This is a genomic window from Geodermatophilus sp. SYSU D00965 (assembly GCF_054050075.1).
This window is the reverse complement of record NZ_JBJGYQ010000009.1, coordinates 136394-151912: the sequence shown is the minus strand read 5'-3', so window position 1 is coordinate 151912 and position 15519 is coordinate 136394. Positions and strand designations below refer to the sequence as shown.

At 76.4% G+C, this 15519-nt stretch carries 18 protein-coding genes; 5 read left to right on the top strand and 13 right to left on the bottom strand.

Translation table 11 applies throughout. The features are described 5' to 3' along the window. Positions 1–100: 100 nt before the first annotated feature. The gene (locus ACI789_RS10805; protein WP_457008806.1) at positions 101–1108 is read right to left on the bottom strand and encodes a UDP-N-acetylmuramate dehydrogenase; all 1008 of its coding nucleotides are present in this window, start codon (positions 1106–1108) and stop codon (positions 101–103) included. Positions 1109–1142: 34 nt separating this feature from the next. On the opposite strand from ACI789_RS10805, the gene ACI789_RS10800 reads away from it, so the two are divergent. Genes ACI789_RS10800 through ACI789_RS10790 form a run of 3 tightly spaced genes read left to right on the top strand, consistent with a single transcriptional unit; the run spans position 1143 to position 3643 of the window. After that, positions 1143–2000, top strand: coding sequence for a class I SAM-dependent methyltransferase (locus ACI789_RS10800; protein ID WP_457008804.1), 858 nt, complete (start codon positions 1143–1145; stop codon positions 1998–2000). A 27-nt stretch (positions 2001–2027) separates the two neighbouring features. Then, positions 2028–2786 (top strand): maleylpyruvate isomerase N-terminal domain-containing protein, encoded by a 759-nt coding sequence (locus ACI789_RS10795; RefSeq protein WP_457008802.1) that lies wholly within the window; start codon positions 2028–2030, stop codon positions 2784–2786. Further along, positions 2783–3643, top strand: a complete 861-nt coding sequence (locus ACI789_RS10790) for a spermidine synthase (RefSeq protein ID WP_457008800.1) — start codon at positions 2783–2785, stop codon at positions 3641–3643. Before ACI789_RS10795 ends, ACI789_RS10790 begins: the two co-directional genes overlap by 4 nt. Here the strand turns inward: ACI789_RS10790 and ACI789_RS10785 are convergent. Further along, on the bottom strand, positions 3633–4154 hold the full coding sequence (locus ACI789_RS10785) for an O-acetyl-ADP-ribose deacetylase (RefSeq protein WP_457008798.1): 522 nt from the start codon (positions 4152–4154) through the stop codon (positions 3633–3635). The genes ACI789_RS10790 and ACI789_RS10785 overlap by 11 nt on opposite strands. Before the next feature lie 23 nt (positions 4155–4177). On the opposite strand from ACI789_RS10785, the gene ACI789_RS10780 reads away from it, so the two are divergent. Next, positions 4178–4378: a PspC domain-containing protein gene (locus ACI789_RS10780; protein WP_457008795.1), complete on the top strand. Its 201-nt coding sequence runs from the start codon at positions 4178–4180 to the stop codon at positions 4376–4378. A gap of 4 nt (positions 4379–4382) precedes the next feature. On the opposite strand, the gene ACI789_RS10775 is transcribed toward ACI789_RS10780, so the two are convergent. The 11 genes from ACI789_RS10775 to murD form a co-directional block, all read right to left on the bottom strand. Further along, the gene (locus ACI789_RS10775; RefSeq protein WP_456916299.1) at positions 4383–4670 is read right to left on the bottom strand and encodes a DUF2516 family protein; all 288 of its coding nucleotides are present in this window, start codon (positions 4668–4670) and stop codon (positions 4383–4385) included. Between the two features lie 178 nt (positions 4671–4848). After that, a complete protein-coding gene (locus ACI789_RS10770; protein ID WP_457008793.1) occupies positions 4849–5625 on the bottom strand; it encodes a hypothetical protein in 777 nt (258 codons plus the stop codon). Next, positions 5622–6131: a helix-turn-helix domain-containing protein gene (locus ACI789_RS10765; RefSeq protein ID WP_457008791.1), complete on the bottom strand. Its 510-nt coding sequence runs from the start codon at positions 6129–6131 to the stop codon at positions 5622–5624. The genes ACI789_RS10770 and ACI789_RS10765 overlap by 4 nt, the downstream gene beginning before the upstream one ends. An 88-nt stretch (positions 6132–6219) precedes the next feature. Further along, on the bottom strand, positions 6220–7164 hold the full coding sequence (locus ACI789_RS10760) for an asparaginase (RefSeq protein ID WP_457008789.1): 945 nt from the start codon (positions 7162–7164) through the stop codon (positions 6220–6222). 80 nt (positions 7165–7244) lie between these two features. Continuing rightward, positions 7245–7802, bottom strand: coding sequence for an RsiG family protein (locus ACI789_RS10755; RefSeq protein ID WP_457008787.1), 558 nt, complete (start codon positions 7800–7802; stop codon positions 7245–7247). Beyond that, positions 7799–8644 (bottom strand): 3-keto-5-aminohexanoate cleavage protein, encoded by an 846-nt coding sequence (locus ACI789_RS10750; protein ID WP_457008785.1) that lies wholly within the window; start codon positions 8642–8644, stop codon positions 7799–7801. The genes ACI789_RS10755 and ACI789_RS10750 overlap by 4 nt, the downstream gene beginning before the upstream one ends. A gap of 81 nt (positions 8645–8725) precedes the next feature. Beyond that, positions 8726–9835: a CAF17-like 4Fe-4S cluster assembly/insertion protein YgfZ gene (gene ygfZ / locus ACI789_RS10745; protein WP_457008782.1), complete on the bottom strand. Its 1110-nt coding sequence runs from the start codon at positions 9833–9835 to the stop codon at positions 8726–8728. Beyond that, positions 9832–10299: a Fur family transcriptional regulator gene (locus tag ACI789_RS10740; protein WP_456916306.1), complete on the bottom strand. Its 468-nt coding sequence runs from the start codon at positions 10297–10299 to the stop codon at positions 9832–9834. The genes ygfZ and ACI789_RS10740 overlap by 4 nt, the downstream gene beginning before the upstream one ends. Before the next feature lie 10 nt (positions 10300–10309). Next, positions 10310–11218, bottom strand: coding sequence for a glutamate cyclase domain-containing protein (locus ACI789_RS10735; protein WP_457008780.1), 909 nt, complete (start codon positions 11216–11218; stop codon positions 10310–10312). Next, positions 11215–12579, bottom strand: coding sequence for a hypothetical protein (locus ACI789_RS10730; RefSeq protein ID WP_457008778.1), 1365 nt, complete (start codon positions 12577–12579; stop codon positions 11215–11217). Before ACI789_RS10730 ends, ACI789_RS10735 begins: the two co-directional genes overlap by 4 nt. After that, a complete protein-coding gene (gene murD / locus ACI789_RS10725) occupies positions 12539–13873 on the bottom strand; it encodes a UDP-N-acetylmuramoyl-L-alanine--D-glutamate ligase (RefSeq protein WP_457008776.1) in 1335 nt (444 codons plus the stop codon). The genes ACI789_RS10730 and murD overlap by 41 nt, the downstream gene beginning before the upstream one ends. A 168-nt stretch (positions 13874–14041) precedes the next feature. On the opposite strand from murD, the gene nhaA reads away from it, so the two are divergent. Further along, complete coding sequence (gene nhaA, locus ACI789_RS10720; RefSeq protein WP_457008774.1) at positions 14042–15367, top strand: Na+/H+ antiporter NhaA; 1326 nt, start codon at positions 14042–14044, stop codon at positions 15365–15367. Positions 15368–15519: the final 152 nt, after the last annotated feature.

The following is a 15519-nucleotide window of genomic DNA, read 5'->3' as shown; positions in this document are numbered from 1 at the left end:
CTGACCGCGTCGTTGATCATGGGGTCGTTGCCGGCCGACACGCCGCCCAGCGGCGTGTCGTCGAGCAACGAGCCCATGATCAACAGCGGAGGGGGCCCGCTCACGGGCGGACGGCGGTGGGCTCCCGCTCCAGGGTCACGCCGAAGCGCTCGCGGACGGTGGCGATGACCTTGTCGGAGAAGGCGAGCAGCTCGGCCGCGGTCGCGCCGTCCGCCGTGGTCAGGGCCAGGCTGTGGCGGGACGACGTCCCGACCCGGCCCTCGCGGAAGCCGCGGCCGAAACCGGCGTGCTGGACCAGCCAGGCGGCGCTGAGCTTGACCCGGCCGTCGCCGGCGGGCCAGCTCGGGCAGCCCTCCACGGCCTGCTCGGCCGCGACGATCGGGTTGGTGAAGAACGAGCCGGCGCTGCGGCTGTCGGGGTCGGCGGGGTCCCAGACCATGCCCTTGCCGCGGCGCAGCTCCAGCACAGCGGCGCGGACGTCGGCCAGCGGCGCGGTCTCGCCCAGCTGCACGCCCAGCCGCCGGGCCAGCTCGGCGTACCCGATCGGCCGGGACAGCTCGCCCGGCTCCAGCGCGAACGCCACGTCGAGGACGACGAACCGCCCGGGCTCGCGCTTGAGCCGGCTGTCGCGGTAGGCGAACCCGCACTCGCCGGGCGTCAGGGTGCGCTCGGCCTTCTCCGCGCGGTCCCACACCCGGACGGCGGTGATGACCTGCGCGACCTCCTGGCCGTAGGCGCCGACGTTCTGGACCGGCGTGGCACCGGTCGACCCCGGGATGCCCGACATCGCCTCCATGCCGGCCAGGCCCTGCTCGACCGTGGCGGCGACCAGGTCGTCCCACGGCTCGCCGGCCTGCACGACCAGCCGCCCGCCGTCCCGCTCGATGCCGCGGGACCGCACGAGGACCACGTCCCCGGGCCAGCCGGCGTCGGGGGCGATGACGTTGGAGCCGCCGCCGAGCAGCAGCATCGGGCGTCCGGCCTCGTCGGCGTCGCGGACGGCGGCGACCAGCTCGTCGGCGTCGGTGACCTCGACCAGCCGCTCCGCCGGGCCACCCACCGCCAGCGTCGTCAGCTCCGCGAGGGGGGCGTTCCGTCGGACCTGCACGGCTCCACGCTAACCGCGACTACCCTTCGGACCGGTGAGCGAGGCAGGAGGCGGGGACCACAAGCGCCGGGCCAGCCTCCCCAAGAAGGCCAACCCGCGCCTGGCGGCGGGCCGGGCGCGCGCCCTGGGCCTGCCCACCCGCGGCACCACCAACGCCAACCGGCTGCGCCGGGTCGACCGCTGGCTGCTGGCCACCCAGCTGCCGCGGCTGCGCGACGCGGCGCGCCCGCTCGTGGTGGACCTCGGCTACGGCGCGTCGGCGGTGACCACGTTGGAGCTGGCCGACCGGCTGGGCCCGGAGGTGCCCGGCCTCGAGGTGGTGGGCCTGGAGATCGACCCGGCGCGCGTGGCCGCGGTCGCCGCCGACCGGGACCCGCCGCGGATCGACTTCCGGCTGGGCGGCTTCGAGCTGGCCGGGCTGCGGCCGGTCCTGGTCCGGGCGTTCAACGTGCTGCGCCAGTACGAGGAGGAGTCCGCGGCGCGCGCCTGGGAGACCATGTGCGCCGCGCTCGGCCCCGGCGGCCTGCTGGTCGAGGGCACCTGCGACGAGTGGGGACGGCGGGCGGTCTGGGTGGCCCTGGACGCCGACGGGCCGCTCACCCTGACCCTCTCGGCGCGCGTGTCCGACCTCGAGCGGCCCTCCGACCTCGCCGAGCGGCTGCCCAAGGCGCTCATCCACCACAACGTCCCGGGGCAGCCGGTGCACGAGTTCCTCCGGGCCTTCGACGCGGCCTGGGCGGCGTCGGCGGGGATGTCCACGTTCGGCCCGCGCCAGCGCTGGACGGCCGCGGTCGAGGCGCTCGCCGGCCAGGGCTGGCCGTTCGTCGGCTCCACCCGCCGGTGGCGGCAGGGCGAGGTCACCGTGCGCTGGTCGGCGGTCGCGCCGGTCTGACCGCAGGTGGTCGGGCACGATGGCCCCGTGGCGATCGACGAGGCGCTCCGGCAGCGCTGCACCGAGGTCGTCGTCGAGGAGGGGAAGCGCTTCGGCGTCCTGGCCTCGGAGGTCGACGCCGGCCTGACCGCCGCGCCGGGTCTGCACGGCCCGGTCCCGTGGGTGCCCGCCTGGACCGTCCGCGATCTGGTCGGCCACCTCGGCGCCGTGCACCGCTGGGCCACCGCGATCGTCCGGGCCGGCACGACCGAGCGCCCGGCGGCTCCGCCGCAGCCCCCCGACGACGGACTGCTCGACTGGTACGCGGCCGGTCACGGGGAGCTGGTCGCCGCGCTGCGCACCGTCCCGCCGGACTCCCCCGCCTGGCACATGAGCCCCGCCGCCGAGCGGGTCGCCGCGTCCTGGGTCCGCCGGCAGGCGCACGAGCTGACCGTCCACCGGATGGACCTCGAGGTCGCCGCCGGGGTCCCGGTCACCGCGGTCGACCCGGAGCTGGCCGAGGACGGCGTCGACGAGCTGCTGCGCGTCGTCGTCCCCCGCTGGGCGCACACCGACCCGCTGCGGACGGCGCGGACCGCGGTCGCCGTCCGCAGCACCGACACCGGCCGCGGCTGGCTGGTCCGCGTCACCGACGGCGCCGTCGAGGTGCGGGACGGATCGGACGGCGACGCAGGTACCCGGCTCGAGGCGCCCGCCGCCGCCCTGCTCCGCCGACTGTGGGGCCGGCCGGCCGAGGTGTCCGTCAGCGGGGACCCGGCGGCCGAGGCCCTCCTGCGCGGCCGGTGAACCGGCGCGCCACGCCCGAGGTGATCCCCCCGGGCCCCACCCCCGTGGCCGGCGGCGTCGCCGAGCTGCTCGGCGACGCCGACCGGGACGGCTCCTGGGTGCTCCTGGTCGACGGGACGCCGCAGTCGCACGTCGACCTCGACGACCCCTCGCACCTGGAGTTCGAGTACGTCCGGCGGATGGGGCACGTGCTGGACCTGGCCGCCGAGCAGCGCCGGCCGATCGACGTCGTCCACCTCGGCGGCGGCGCCCTGACCCTCCCCCGCTACGTGGCGGTGACCCGGCCGGGCTCCCGGCAGCGGGTCGTGGAGATCGACCAGCCGCTGACCGACCTGGTGCGCGCCCACCTGCCGCTGCCGCGCGGCGCCCGGATCCGGGTCCGCGCAGCCGACGCCCGCGCGGGGTTGGAGGCGCTGCCCCCGGCGAGCGCCGACGTCGTCGTCAGTGACGTCTTCGCCGGCGCCCGCACGCCCGCCCACCTGACCAGCGTCGAGTACGCCCAGCAGGCCCGCCGGGTGCTGCGGCCCGGGGGTGCGTTCGTCGCCAACGTCGCCGACGGCCCGCCGCTGCGCTTCGCCCGCGCGCAGGTGGCCACGCTGCGCGCGGTGTTCGCGCACGTCTGCCTGCTCGCCGAGCCGGGCACGCTCAAGGGACGGCGGTTCGGGAACCTGGTGGCGGTCGCCTCCGACGCGGACCTGCCGATCGCCGGACTCGTGCGCCGCTGCGCCGCCGACCCGATGCCCAGCCGGGTGGTCGAGGGCGCCGAGCTCGACCGGTTCGCCGGGCGGGCGCAGCCGGTGCACGACGTCGACGCGGTGGCCTCCCCCGAGCCGCCGGAGGGCGTGTTCAGCCGCTGAGTCCGGCCAGCGCCGCCTCGAACGCCGCCAGCGCCTCGTCGCCGCGCAGCACGAACCGGACCTCCTGCACGTGCTCGACCTCGGTCGCGGTCACCCCGGCGACGGCCTGGACGGCGGCGTCCGCCAGCGGCCACCCGTAGACCCCGGCCGAGATCGCGGGGAAGGCCACCGAGCGCGCCCCGAGCGCGTCGGCGAGCCGCAGGCTCTCGCGGTAGCAGGAGCGGAGCACCGCGGAGTGGTCGCGGGTGGCCGACCAGATCGGCCCGGCGGTGTGCACCACCCACCGGGCGGGGAGGCGGCCGGCCGTCGTCGCGACGGCCTGCCCCCTCGGCAGCCGGCCGCCGGGCAGCCCGGCCTTGACCGCGCGGCACTCGGCGAGGATCTCCGGCCCGCCGACGGCGTGGATGGCGCCGTCCACCCCGCCGCCGCCGAGCAGCCCGGGGTTGGCCGCGTTGACGACGACGTCGACGTCGGCCTCGGTGATGTCGCCGGCAACCGCCCGCAGGAACACGCGACGACCGTAGGGTCGGGCGCATGACCTCGCCTGTCCGCCCGCCGCTGCGCCGCGACACCCGCAACAAGGTGATCGCGGGTGTCTGCTCCGGGATCGCCCGGCGCTACGGGCTGTCCGTCACCGGCCTGCGCCTGGCGTTCGTGCTCTCCTGCATCCTGCCGGGACCGCAGTTCGTCGCCTACCTGGTGCTGTGGATCGTCATGCCCGCGGACAGGGGCTGACCCCTCACCAGCTGTTGCCGCCCCGGCGCAGTCCACGGACGGCGGGCCGGACGTCGACCAGGTAGACGATCGCCGCGATGATCGCCGGCAGCCCGAGGAAGCTCATCGGGCCCTGCCAGAAGACGACGAGCAGGGCCAGCCCGGTGATCGCCGCCCAGGCCGGCTTGGTCAGCTTCCCCGCCGCGACGTACCCGGCGGCGGGCCGGACGAGGGCGTCGACGAGGGCGTACGCGGTGAGCGCGAGGGCCCCGTAGTACAGCCCGAGGTAGATGACCCCGTCGAAGGACAGCATGCCGGGAGGGTACCCGCCCCCGAGCACGATCCGGAGCCGCGTGCAACCCGGTCACCCGCGAGGGTCGTCGAGGTCCCCCGAGACGGCACAGGGCCCCGGAGCGGTGCTCCGGGGCCCTGTGCCGGCCCCTGCAGGTCCCGCCGCGGGCTTGCGAGCGGCGGGGGCAGGGGGTCCTTCGTCAGGCGTCGCTCTTGGCGGGCACGTCCGTCGGGTCGGTGCGCTTGGCGGTGCGGGCGCGGGTCACGCGGGCCGAGGTCTTGGCCGGCGTGCTCTTGCGGGCCGCGGAGCTCTTCTTGGCCGGCTTGGCCGGGGCGGGCACCTCGGCGGTCTCCTCGAGCGCGGCCTTGGTCGAGTCGGCGGCCTGGGCGGCCTTCTCCTCGACGGCGTCCACGGCCTTGGCGGTCTTGGCGGCGGTCTTCTGCGCGACCGAGGTCACCTCGTCGGAGGCCTCGGCGACGGCCTCGGCGGTCTCCTCGAGGACGTCCTCGAGGCGGTCCTCGACGGCGTCCACGGCCCGCTCGGCGCGGAAGACGATCTTGCGGACGGCGGGCTGGCGGCGCAGCTCCTCGACGACCTTGCCGCCGCGCAGGGCGAGGGTCTCGATGGTGGCGACCGCCTGGGTGCGGGCGGTGCTGACCAGGCCGGAGACGGTGCTCGCGACCGCGTCGGGGCGGACGGCGGAGGCGACCTGCGAAGCGGAGGCGCGGGCCGACTGCACGGCGTCCTTGGCGCGGTTGGCGGCCTCGGTGGCGCGGGTGCGGGCCTCCTTGGCGGCCAGGTCGGCCTGGACCTGGGCCTCGCCGGGCAGGGCCTCGGCCTTGCTGCGCAGGGTGGTGGCGGCGGCGCGGGCCCGCTCGACGGCGAGGTCACCGGCGCCGACGGCGGCGAGCAGGGCGGTCTTCTGCTGGACCACGACGGTCCGGCTGGCCTTCTTGAGGTTCTCGGTGGCGGTCATGCCGACTCCTTCGAGGAAGGGGGGGTGGTCTGGGGTGGGGTGGGTGCGGGGGCCGGGCCGGCGGCGTGCTCGCGGACGTAGGTCTCGTAGAGCTCGAGCAGGACCGCCTTGTGCCGCTCGGAGAGCGACGCGTCGGACCGGATGGCCGCCACCGTGTCCGGGTTGCCGGACCGGCGGTCGAGGATCCCGGCCTGCTCGTAGAGCGTCTCGGCCGAGATCTTCAGACCCTTGGCGATGGCGGCCAGGATCTCCGCCGACGGCTTGCGCAGTCCCCGCTCCACCTGGGAGAGGTACGGGTTGCTCACGCCGGCACTGCGGGCGAGCTCGCGCAGGGACACCCGGGCGGCGCTGCGCTGCTCCCGGATGAAGTCGCCGACCTGCGAGCTGGTCGCGGTGACCTTGGACCGCTCGGCGGCCACCGTCTCCGCGACGCTGCCCGCGAGGGCGTCCACCTTCTCTCGGACGGTGGTCACCTGCTCGCGCACGAACTCGCCGGGCGTCTGCACGAACACGACGCTAACCAGCGGTGCTAGCAACTGCAAGCGGCAGAGCTAGCATCGCCGGGTGAGCTGCCTCACACCTGTCGCGTTCGGCTCAACCCCGCAGGACGGCGGCCGACCGGACCTCGCCGACCACGCCGTCTCCACCTGTCACCGGGGTCGACGCGAACGGCGCCAGCTGCTCCTCGGGGACGCCGAGCCGTGCCAGCCCCGCGCACAGGGCCGGCGTGCGGCCCCGCTCGCCGCCGTCGTCCAGCTTGAGCGCCACCGCGCCGCGGCCGGGCAGCGCGGCCACGTGCACGCCGTCCGCGCCCACCTTCACCAGCAGCCCGTCGACGGCCCGCATCAGCTCGGTGTCGTCCCGGCCGGTGCCGGCCACGAACCAGGGGTGGGCGCGCATGGCGTCGGCGACCGACCGCCCGTGGCTCTCCGGCGGCGCCTCGACCAGCGACGACACCCCGCGCGCGAGGCCGGTGAGGGGCAGCGCGTGCTGCGGGGCGCCGCAGCCGTCGACCACGACCGCCGTCACCGGCGTCCCCGCGGCCTCGCCCAGCCGGGCCTCGATCGCCTGCTGCAGCGGGTGGTCGCGCTCCAGGTAGCCCTCGGTCGGCCAGCCGGCCGCGACGCAGGCGGCGAGCATCGCCGCGTGCTTGCCCGAGCAGTTCATCGCCAGCCGCTCCGGCGCCCGGCCGGCGGCCAGCCAGGCGGCCCTCGTCGCCTCGTCCGACGGCAACGCCGGCGGGCAGCCGAGGTCGTCCGGACCGAGGCCGGCGGCGGCCAGCACCGCGGCGGCGAGCTCGCGGTGGCCGTCCTCACCGGTGTGCGAGCCGGCGCCGATCGCCAGCTCCTCCGCCGACCGGGGCGTCCAGCCCGCGGCGAGCATCGCGGTGGCCTGGACCGGCTTGTTCGCCGAGCGGGGCAGCACCGGCCGGTCGACGTCCCCGGCGGAGAACAGCACCTCCCCGTCCGGGGCGACGACGACCAGCGCGCCCCGGTGCACCGACTCCAGGAACCCGGAGCGCCACACCTCGGCCAGCACCGGGTTGTCCGGCCACGCGGCCCCGTCCAGGGGCCCGCCCTGAGCTTGCGAAGGGTGGGGAGGACGGGGTCGTTCCACCTTCACCGGCCCTCGTCGGCCAGCAGCGCGGCGACGTCGGCCTCGCCGTTCTGGTACCGCCGGCCGAGCTCGGCGGCCAGTCCGTCCATGACCTGCTGCACGCCGCGGCGGCGCTCCGACAGCGAGCTCTCGGCGGCGGCCAGCGCGCGGGCCGCCGTCTCCAGGTCCGCGTCGCTGAGCTCGGGGACCGCGGACAGGTCGACACCGGGGGTCAGCGCGTTGACCCACGACTCGTACTCCTCCGGCGCGGCCGGCTGGACCGTCTGGTGCCGGCCCAGGCCGTGGGCCGGGCCACGGCCCTTCTCGGCCAGGATCTCGGGCAGCAGGTCGACCAGCGACCGGCCGTCGTGCTCGGCGCGGCGCTGGAGCTCGCGGCGGACGATGTCGAGCCGGCCCTGCAGCAGCCGCCGGGTGTAGGAGAGGTTGACCTCCTCCTGCTCGGCCTGGCGGCGCAGCCGGCGGACGTCGGCCATCGGCCGCTGCACGGCGGCCTCGAGGAAGCCGGGCTCGAGCAGCGCGTCGACGGCGGCACCGCCGGCGGGCGGGGGAACGGGGGTCACGAGAGAGCCTCCACGGTGGTGCGAGTGATGCCGAGGAACGCGCGGGCGTCCCCCGTACTCATCGGCGGGCGCTGGGCGATCCGGGCGAGCCCGGCCGCGCGGGCCACCAGTTGCGCGTTGTCGCGCACCGGCTCGCCGGGCGCGTAGGTGAGCGTGTCCTCCATGCCGACCCGCAGGTGACCGCCGGCCGACAGGGCCGCGAGCATCACCGGCAGCGAGGTGCGGCCGACCCCGGTCGCGGCGAACGACGCACCCGGCGAGAGGTGGGGCAGGCAGGCGGCCAGGGCCTGCGTGTTGCCCGGCATGCCGCCGGGGACGCCCATGACGAGGTCGACGTGCACGTGTCCGCCGTGCGGTGGGCCGTACTTGTCCAGCAGCCGGCTCAGGGTGGCCAGGTGGCCGAGGTCGAACACCTCGTACTCGGGCACGATGCCGCGCTGCTGCATCTGGGTGTGCAGCTCGACGATCAGGTCCCAGGGGTTGCTGAACACGTCGCGGCCGAAGTTGACCGTGCCCAGTGACAGCGACGCGGCGTCGGGCTCGACGTCGAGGACGGCCAGGCGCGCGTCGAACGGGTCGGTCACCGCGCCGCCGGTGGAGATCTGGACGACCAGGTCGGTGGCCTCCCGGACGGCCGTGACCACCTCGCGCACCCGGCCCAGCTCCAGCGTCGGCCGGGTCTCGGTGTCGCGGATGTGCAGGTGGATGACCGCGGCGCCGAGCGCCTGGCAGTCGCGCGCGGTGGCCACGACCTCGTCGACGGTCACCGGCAGCGCGGGGACGTCGGCCTTCGCCGACTCCGCCCCGGTGGGGGCGAGCGTGATGAGGGTACCGGAGCTCACCGTGCACCTCTGGCTCGGTTCCGCACTCGCTCCGCTCCTCGCTCGCTGGCGCTCGCTGCGATGCTCACGAGCGCGTCACCTTCACCGGCCGATCGTGGCAGACCGCACGGCCTTGACGCGCTCCCGCGCCGCGGCCCGGGTGTCGTCGACCTCCGCCGGCGCGTCGTCGGGGTCGATCGACGCCCGCGCACCGCCCACGCTCAGCTCGGCGTCGCCCTTCACCGACTGCTTCACCAGCGCCAGCGCCACCGCGCCGAGCTCGTGGTGGCGGACGACGGTGCCGGCCCGCCCGACCTCGCGGGTGCCGGCCAGCACGGGCGTGCCCGGGGCCGGCAGCTCCTCGCTGAGCCCGTCGAGGTGCAGCAGCACCAGCCGCCGCGGCGGCCGGCCCAGGTTGTGCACCCGCGCCACGGTCTCCTGGCCGCGGTAGCAGCCCTTGTCCAGGTGGACGGCGCTGGTCAGCCAGCCGGTCTCGTTGGGGATCGTGCGGTGGTCGGTGTCGATGCCGGCCCGGGGACGGCGAGCCTCGACCCGCAGCGCCTCGTAGGCGTCCAGCCCGGCCGGCGTGGCGCCCGCGGCGAGCAGCGCGTCGGCGCGGGCGGTCACCTCGGCGCGGGGCACCAGCAGGTCCACCAGGGGGGCGCCCTCACCGGTCGGCGGCATCCGCCGCACCCAGCCGCCGCCGTCCAGGGCCCGCACCTCGTACGGGTCGGCCGGCACCGGCAGCCCGGCGGCGGCGAGGACGTCGTCCCCCTGCGGCCCGGCCAGCGACAGCAGCGCCCACTCGGCGGTGACCAGCGCGGGCTCGACGCGGAGCATGAAGCGCATCCGGTCGAGGAAGGTCTGCAGCACCTGCCCGGTGCCCGGCTCGACGTCGACCCAGGTGGTGCCGGCCAGGTCGGCGAGCACGAGGTGGTGCTCCACGTGCCCGTTGGGCGACAGGACCAGCGCCTCGGCGCCGGTCCCGTCGGCGACCCGGTCCAGGTGCTGGGTGGTCAGGCTGTGCAGCCAGCTCAGCCGGTCGGCGCCGGGGACGGCCAGGACGTCGCGGTCGCTGCGGTCGACCAGGCCCGCGCCCTCGGCCAGCGCGCGCTGCTCCCGCAGCGGGTCGCCGTAATGGGCCGCGACGGACCCGTCCTGCACGGCGACGGCGCCGGGGCGGGACAGCAGGGGGGACGGCGCGGTGCTCATGACTTCTCCTGGTCGGCTCGTTCGCGGCAGGCGCGGCACGTCCCGGAGAGCGCGACGTGCCCCACGTCCAGCTGGAAACCCAGCTCGGCCGCCAGACGTTCCGCCGCGGAGTCCAGCAGCGCGGGGTCGGCCGAGGAGATCTCCCCGCAGCCCTGGCAGACGACGTGCACGTGCGGGTGCTCGGCCGCGTGGTAGACCGGCGCGCCCTTGCCCAGGTGGGTGTGCCAGACCAGGCCGAGCCGCTCCAGCAGCTCGAGGGTGCGGTAGACGGTGGAGGTGTCGGGGGCGGCGCCGTCGGGGCCGGCGTCCTCCCGGAGCCGGGCGCTGATCGCCTCGGGGGTGGCGTGCTCGATCGCGGCGACGGCGGCGAGCACCCGCTGGCGCTGGGTGGTCAACCGCAGGCCGCGCGCCCGCAGGCGTTCGGCCAGCGGCGCGGCGAGCTCCGTGCGGGACGAGTCGGCCACGGGGAGGAGCCTATTCCCGGGCCAGCGCGCGGAGGTCGGCGAGCAGGTCGGCGTAGGCGGCCACGGGCACCCCGTCGACCGAGGCGCCCGGGGAGCCGGTCACCCCGTCGATCCCGCCCGCGGCGGTGGCCGCGTCGAGCACGCCGGCGTCCACCGCCGGGTCGAGCAGCGCCCGCAGCGCCGGCCCGTGCCGGGGGGCCAGCACCGCGAGCGCGGCGACCAGCGCGTAACAGCCCCAGTTCGACGTGCCGGCGGTCACCAGCGCGTCCACCGGCACCCGGCAGGCGATCCGCGCGCCGTGCGCCACGCAGGCGGCGACCACGTCGGCCGGCACGTTGCCCATGCCGATCTCGTTGCCGCCGTCGCCGACCGCGCCGGTGACCAGCCCCGGCAGGGCGAACGCGGCGTGCAGCGGCGCGGTGGACGACGTGATGTCCACCGCCCGCATCGTGAGCACCCGGCCGTCGGCGTTGGGCCCCAGGCGCTCCACCGCCACCAGGTGGGAGAGGTCCAGCCCCGCCACCCGGGCGGCGACCGCGGCCTCGTCGTCCCCCGGCGGGACGACCGTCAGCCGGCCCTGGCCCAGCACGGACAGGCAGGCCGCGGTGACCTCGGCGCACGGCTCGTCGGTGACGACCACCGGCTCGGCGCCGAGCGCGGCCAGCGCCGCGGCGAGGACGGCGGTGCCCACCGGCCCGTCGGTCTCCGCCGCGGGCCGCGGCGCCCAGGCGATGTGGACGCCGGTCACCAGGCCGACCCGGGACCGGGCGCGGCCGGCGTCGGCCAGGGCCGCGGCCAGGCGAGCGAGCTGGCCGGCGACGGACGCGCCGATCCCACTGACGTCACGCGCGCCGGGCCGCAGCGCCGCCCGCTCGATCGCCGCCAGCCGCGCGGCGCCCGGCTCGCCGGCGACGCTCACCGCACCGGCGAGCGGGCCTCCGCGAGCACCCGTCGCAGCGCGGCAAGGTGCGTCTCGGGGACCGCGTGCTCCCCCCGCGGCTCGAGGAACCCGGCGACCGTGGCGCCGGTGACCGCGGCGAACGCCGACGCCTCCCCGCCCAGCGCGCGGACGACGGGGAACCCGCTCCACGCGGTGCTGCCGGCCAGGTGCGCCATGGCCGCGGCGCTCTCCGCCCGCTCCCCCACGCAGTCGAACGGCTTCTCGGTGGCCCACAGCACGCGGAAGCCCTCGACCAGGGAGAGGTCCTCCAGCGGGTTGCCGCCGAACATCTCGACGGCCTCGGCCGGCTCCAGGAACACCGCGAAGCACAGGAAGGTGAACAGGCACTTGTCGCAGTGCAGGCACCACTTCTGGGTCGCCGCGCCGCCGTCCCCGAAGCCCATGTGCCGCTGCGTGTAGGAGCGGTTGCAGCTGAGGATGTGCCCGCGCAGGCCGGGCATCCCGGCCACCGCGGCGACGGTGGCCAGCTCCGACAGCTGCCGGGTGAGGCTGAAGTAGCCGACACCCACCTCGGCGGCGGCCGCGGCGAAGAACCGCTCGAACTCGTAGGACTTCGAGTACTGGTGGTTGACCCGCGCGCCGTCGACCTCGAGGGTCTCCTCGTCGGCCGACCGCTCGTTGGCGAACACCACCGGGTCGAACCCGCCCAGCACCGCGACCAGCGTGGAGATCGCCGAGTTGATCGCGGTGACCGGCACGTGGCCGTTGAGCCCGCCGGCGGCCGTCCGCTGGGCCAGCAGCGGGTCCAGCCGCCGGCGGACGCCGAGCAGCGGCACCCCCGCGGCGGCCGTGACCTCGCGCTGGGCATCGGTCGGGTTCACCGCCAGCGCGGTGGCGGGGCTGACGACGACCAGCGCCAGCGCGGAGTCCTTGCCGCCGCCGACCGGCAGCAGCGCGCCGCGGCCCCCGGCGTCGGACGGGACCGGGTCGGCCGACCGCAGCTCGACCTCCCACGCCACCTCGTGCGGGACGGGCAGCCGGTTGACCGCCGCGAACTCGCCCAGCCCGTGGGTGTACGCGGCCTCGGCCACGGCGAACTGGGCCTTGGTGATCGGCCGGCGCACCACGACCCGGCCCGGCGCGCGCAGCTTGTAGTAGCTGGTGCCCATGACCAGGTGGACCAGGTCGAGGGCGGCGTCGAGCCGGGCGGGGTCCGCGCCGGTCAGCAGCGCCGGGTCCAGGGTGAGCCGCTCGGTGAACTCGTCCTCGCCCAGCCGGTAGGTGAACGCCGCCTCACCCGTGGCGAGGTCCAGGGAGCGCTCGGCCACGACGAAGGCGTCAGGCACGTTCTGCTCCGGCGTCGAGGAGGATCTGCTCATAGGTCCGTGCCAACTCCTCGTAGTTGCGGTAGCGGTTGTAGCTGGGTGCGCCGGGCGAGAGCAGCACGACCCCGCCGCGCGGCGCCGTCCGCAGGGCCTCGGCGACCGCCTCGCCGAGGGACGCCGTCTCGGTGACCGGCGCCGCGACCCCGGCCTCGGCCGCCGCCGCGCGGATGTCGGCGGCCAGCCGGGCGCCGGTGTCGGGCACGGTGACCACCCGCACGCTCCCGTCGCGGGCCACCACGGCGCGGGCCAGGTCGGCGTAGTCCAGGCCGCGGTCCTGCCCGCCGGCGAGCAGGGTCACCCGCTGCCCGGCGAACGCCTCCAGGGCGGCGAGCACCGACACCGGGGTGGTGCTCAGCGTGTCGTCGACGAACGTGACGCCGTCCCGGGTGGCGACCGGGGAGAGCCGGTGCGGCAGCGCCCGGAAGTCGGCCACCGCGGCCCGCACGGCGTCGCCGGAGACGGCGAGGTCGACGCCCATCCGGGCGCAGGCGGCGAGCGCCACGTGCAGGTTGGCCACGTTGTGCACGCCCGGCAGGTGCGCCGGCCGGAACTCGGCCAGCGACTCCGCGGCGACGACGTCGGCCGGGTCGAGGAGCACCGCCGGGTCCAGGTACCGCTCGGCGGTCGCGCGGGCCTGCCCGCCCACGACCACCGTCGCCAGGCCGCAGCCGGCGAACACGTGCAACTTGTCGCGGTAGTAGGCGTCGACGGAGCGGTGCCAGTCGAGGTGTTCGGGCGCCAGGGAGGTGACCGCGCCGAAGCCGGAGTAGTCGTCGACCGCGGCCGCCTGGTAGCTCGACACCTCGACGACCAGCGACGTCCCGTCGGTGACGACACCGTCCAGGAGGACGTCGAGCAGCGGCGTGCCGATGTTCCCCGCGTGCACCGCGGGCCGCCCGGCCGCGGTGAGGACGGCGGCGGCCAGCGCGCTGGTGGTGCTCTTCCCCTTGGTGCCGGTGACGCAGAGGGTCGGCACCGACCGCGCGCCGAACTCGGCCAGCGCGATCCCGGTGCCCGACGCCATCGTCGTCCGGGCGGCGAGGGCCTGCGCGTCCTCGCGGTAGGGGCTGATGCCTGGCGACCGCAGGACGACGTCGCAGGTGCCCAGCGCCGCGACGTCGGTGCCGGCCTCGGCGCCGGCCGGCAGGTCGCCGGCGGCGGGCGGGACGGCGTCGACCACGAGGAGGCCCGCGGCGCCGGCGGCCTGCGCGGCGCGGACGGCGGCCCGTCCCTCGCGGCCGTGGCCCCAGACGCCGACCCGGCGCCCGGCGAGCTCGGCGAGCCTCACCGGCTGCCCCGGGGACCGGGCGTGGAGCGGGCAGTCACGGCGCCCACTGTACGGAGCGCGCCGCCGCCCGCCGGTGTCCGCGGGAGGTGCCCGGTAGGGTTGGGGCTGGGTGCGCCGGGAAGTCTGGTCGGCAGGTCTCGACCCGACCCCTTCCCCTGGAGCCACCCCGTGACGACGCCATCCACCTCCCCCCGGCTCTTCGGCCGCGGCTCCTGGGCCGAGGCGAGCCGGATCGCCTCGGTCCTCCGCAAGGAGACCGTGGGCGGGGCGTTGCTGCTCGGTGCGGCAGCTCTCGCGCTGGTCTGGGCCAACTCCCCCTGGGCGGAGGCCTACGAGGCCCTCCGGGACACCCGGGTCGGCCCGGCGTCGCTGCACCTGGACCTCACCCTCGGCACCTGGGCGGCCGACGCGCTGCTCGCCGTCTTCTTCTTCGTCGCCGGGCTGGAGCTCAAGCGCGAGTTCGTGGCCGGTGACCTGCGCGACCCGCGCCGCGCCGCGCTGCCGGTCGCCGCCGCGGTCGGGGGGATGGCCGTACCGGCCCTGTTCTTCGTGCTGTTCAACCTCGGCCGGGACGACGGCGCTCTCCGCGGCTGGGCGATCCCCTCGGCCACCGACATCGCCTTCGCCCTCGCCGTCCTCGCGGTGATCAGCACCCACCTGCCCAGCGCGCTCCGGACGTTCCTGCTCACCCTGGCCGTCGTCGACGACCTGCTGGCGATCGTGGTGATCGCGATCTTCTACACCGACGACTTCTCGGTCGCGCCGCTGCTGCTCGCGCTGATCCCGCTGGCCCTGTTCGGCCTCCTCGTCCAGAAGCGGATCCGTTCGTGGTGGCTGCTCCTGCCGCTCGCGGCGGTCACCTGGGTCCTCGTGCACGAGTCCGGGGTGCACGCCACGGTGGCCGGCGTGCTGCTGGCCTTCACCGTGCCGGTGGTGCGCAGCCAGGCGGCCGGCGGGCCGGACGCCGGTCCGGGGATGGCCGAGCACTTCGAGCACCGTTTCCGGCCGCTGTCGGCCGGCGTCGCCGTCCCGGTGTTCGCGTTCTTCTCCGCCGGCGTGGCGGTCGGCGGGGTCTCCGGGCTGGCCGCCTCGGTCACCGACAGCGTCGCCGTGGGCATCACCGTGGGACTCGTCGCGGGCAAGGCGATCGGGATCACCGCGGCGACCTGGCTCGTGGCCCGGTTCACCCGCGCGCAGCTCGACGAGAACCTGGGCTGGCCCGACGTGGTCGGCCTCGCCCTGCTGGGCGGCATCGGCTTCACGGTCTCGCTGCTGATCACCGAGCTCGCCTACGGCCTGGGCTCGCCGACGTACGACCACGCGAAGGTCGGCATCCTCACCGGCACGCTGGCCGCGGCGCTCGCCGCCACCGTCGTGCTGCGGCTGCGCAACCGCCGCTACCGGCAGATGTCCGAGGCAGAGCGTGTGGACCGTGACGCCGACGGGGTCCCCGACGTCTTCGACGCCGCCCCGGACGATTCCGCTCACAGCTGAGGAAACCGCGTTGCCGACCCCTCAAGAGCGACGTACCGTCGAGGTACACGAGAAGGGAGGTGGTCCGAACTTTGCATGCTTATCGGACTCGTGAGGTGGCTGTCCGCTAGCCGCCGTCCAGATGGGCCGCCCGTTCAGACGACAGTCTGAGC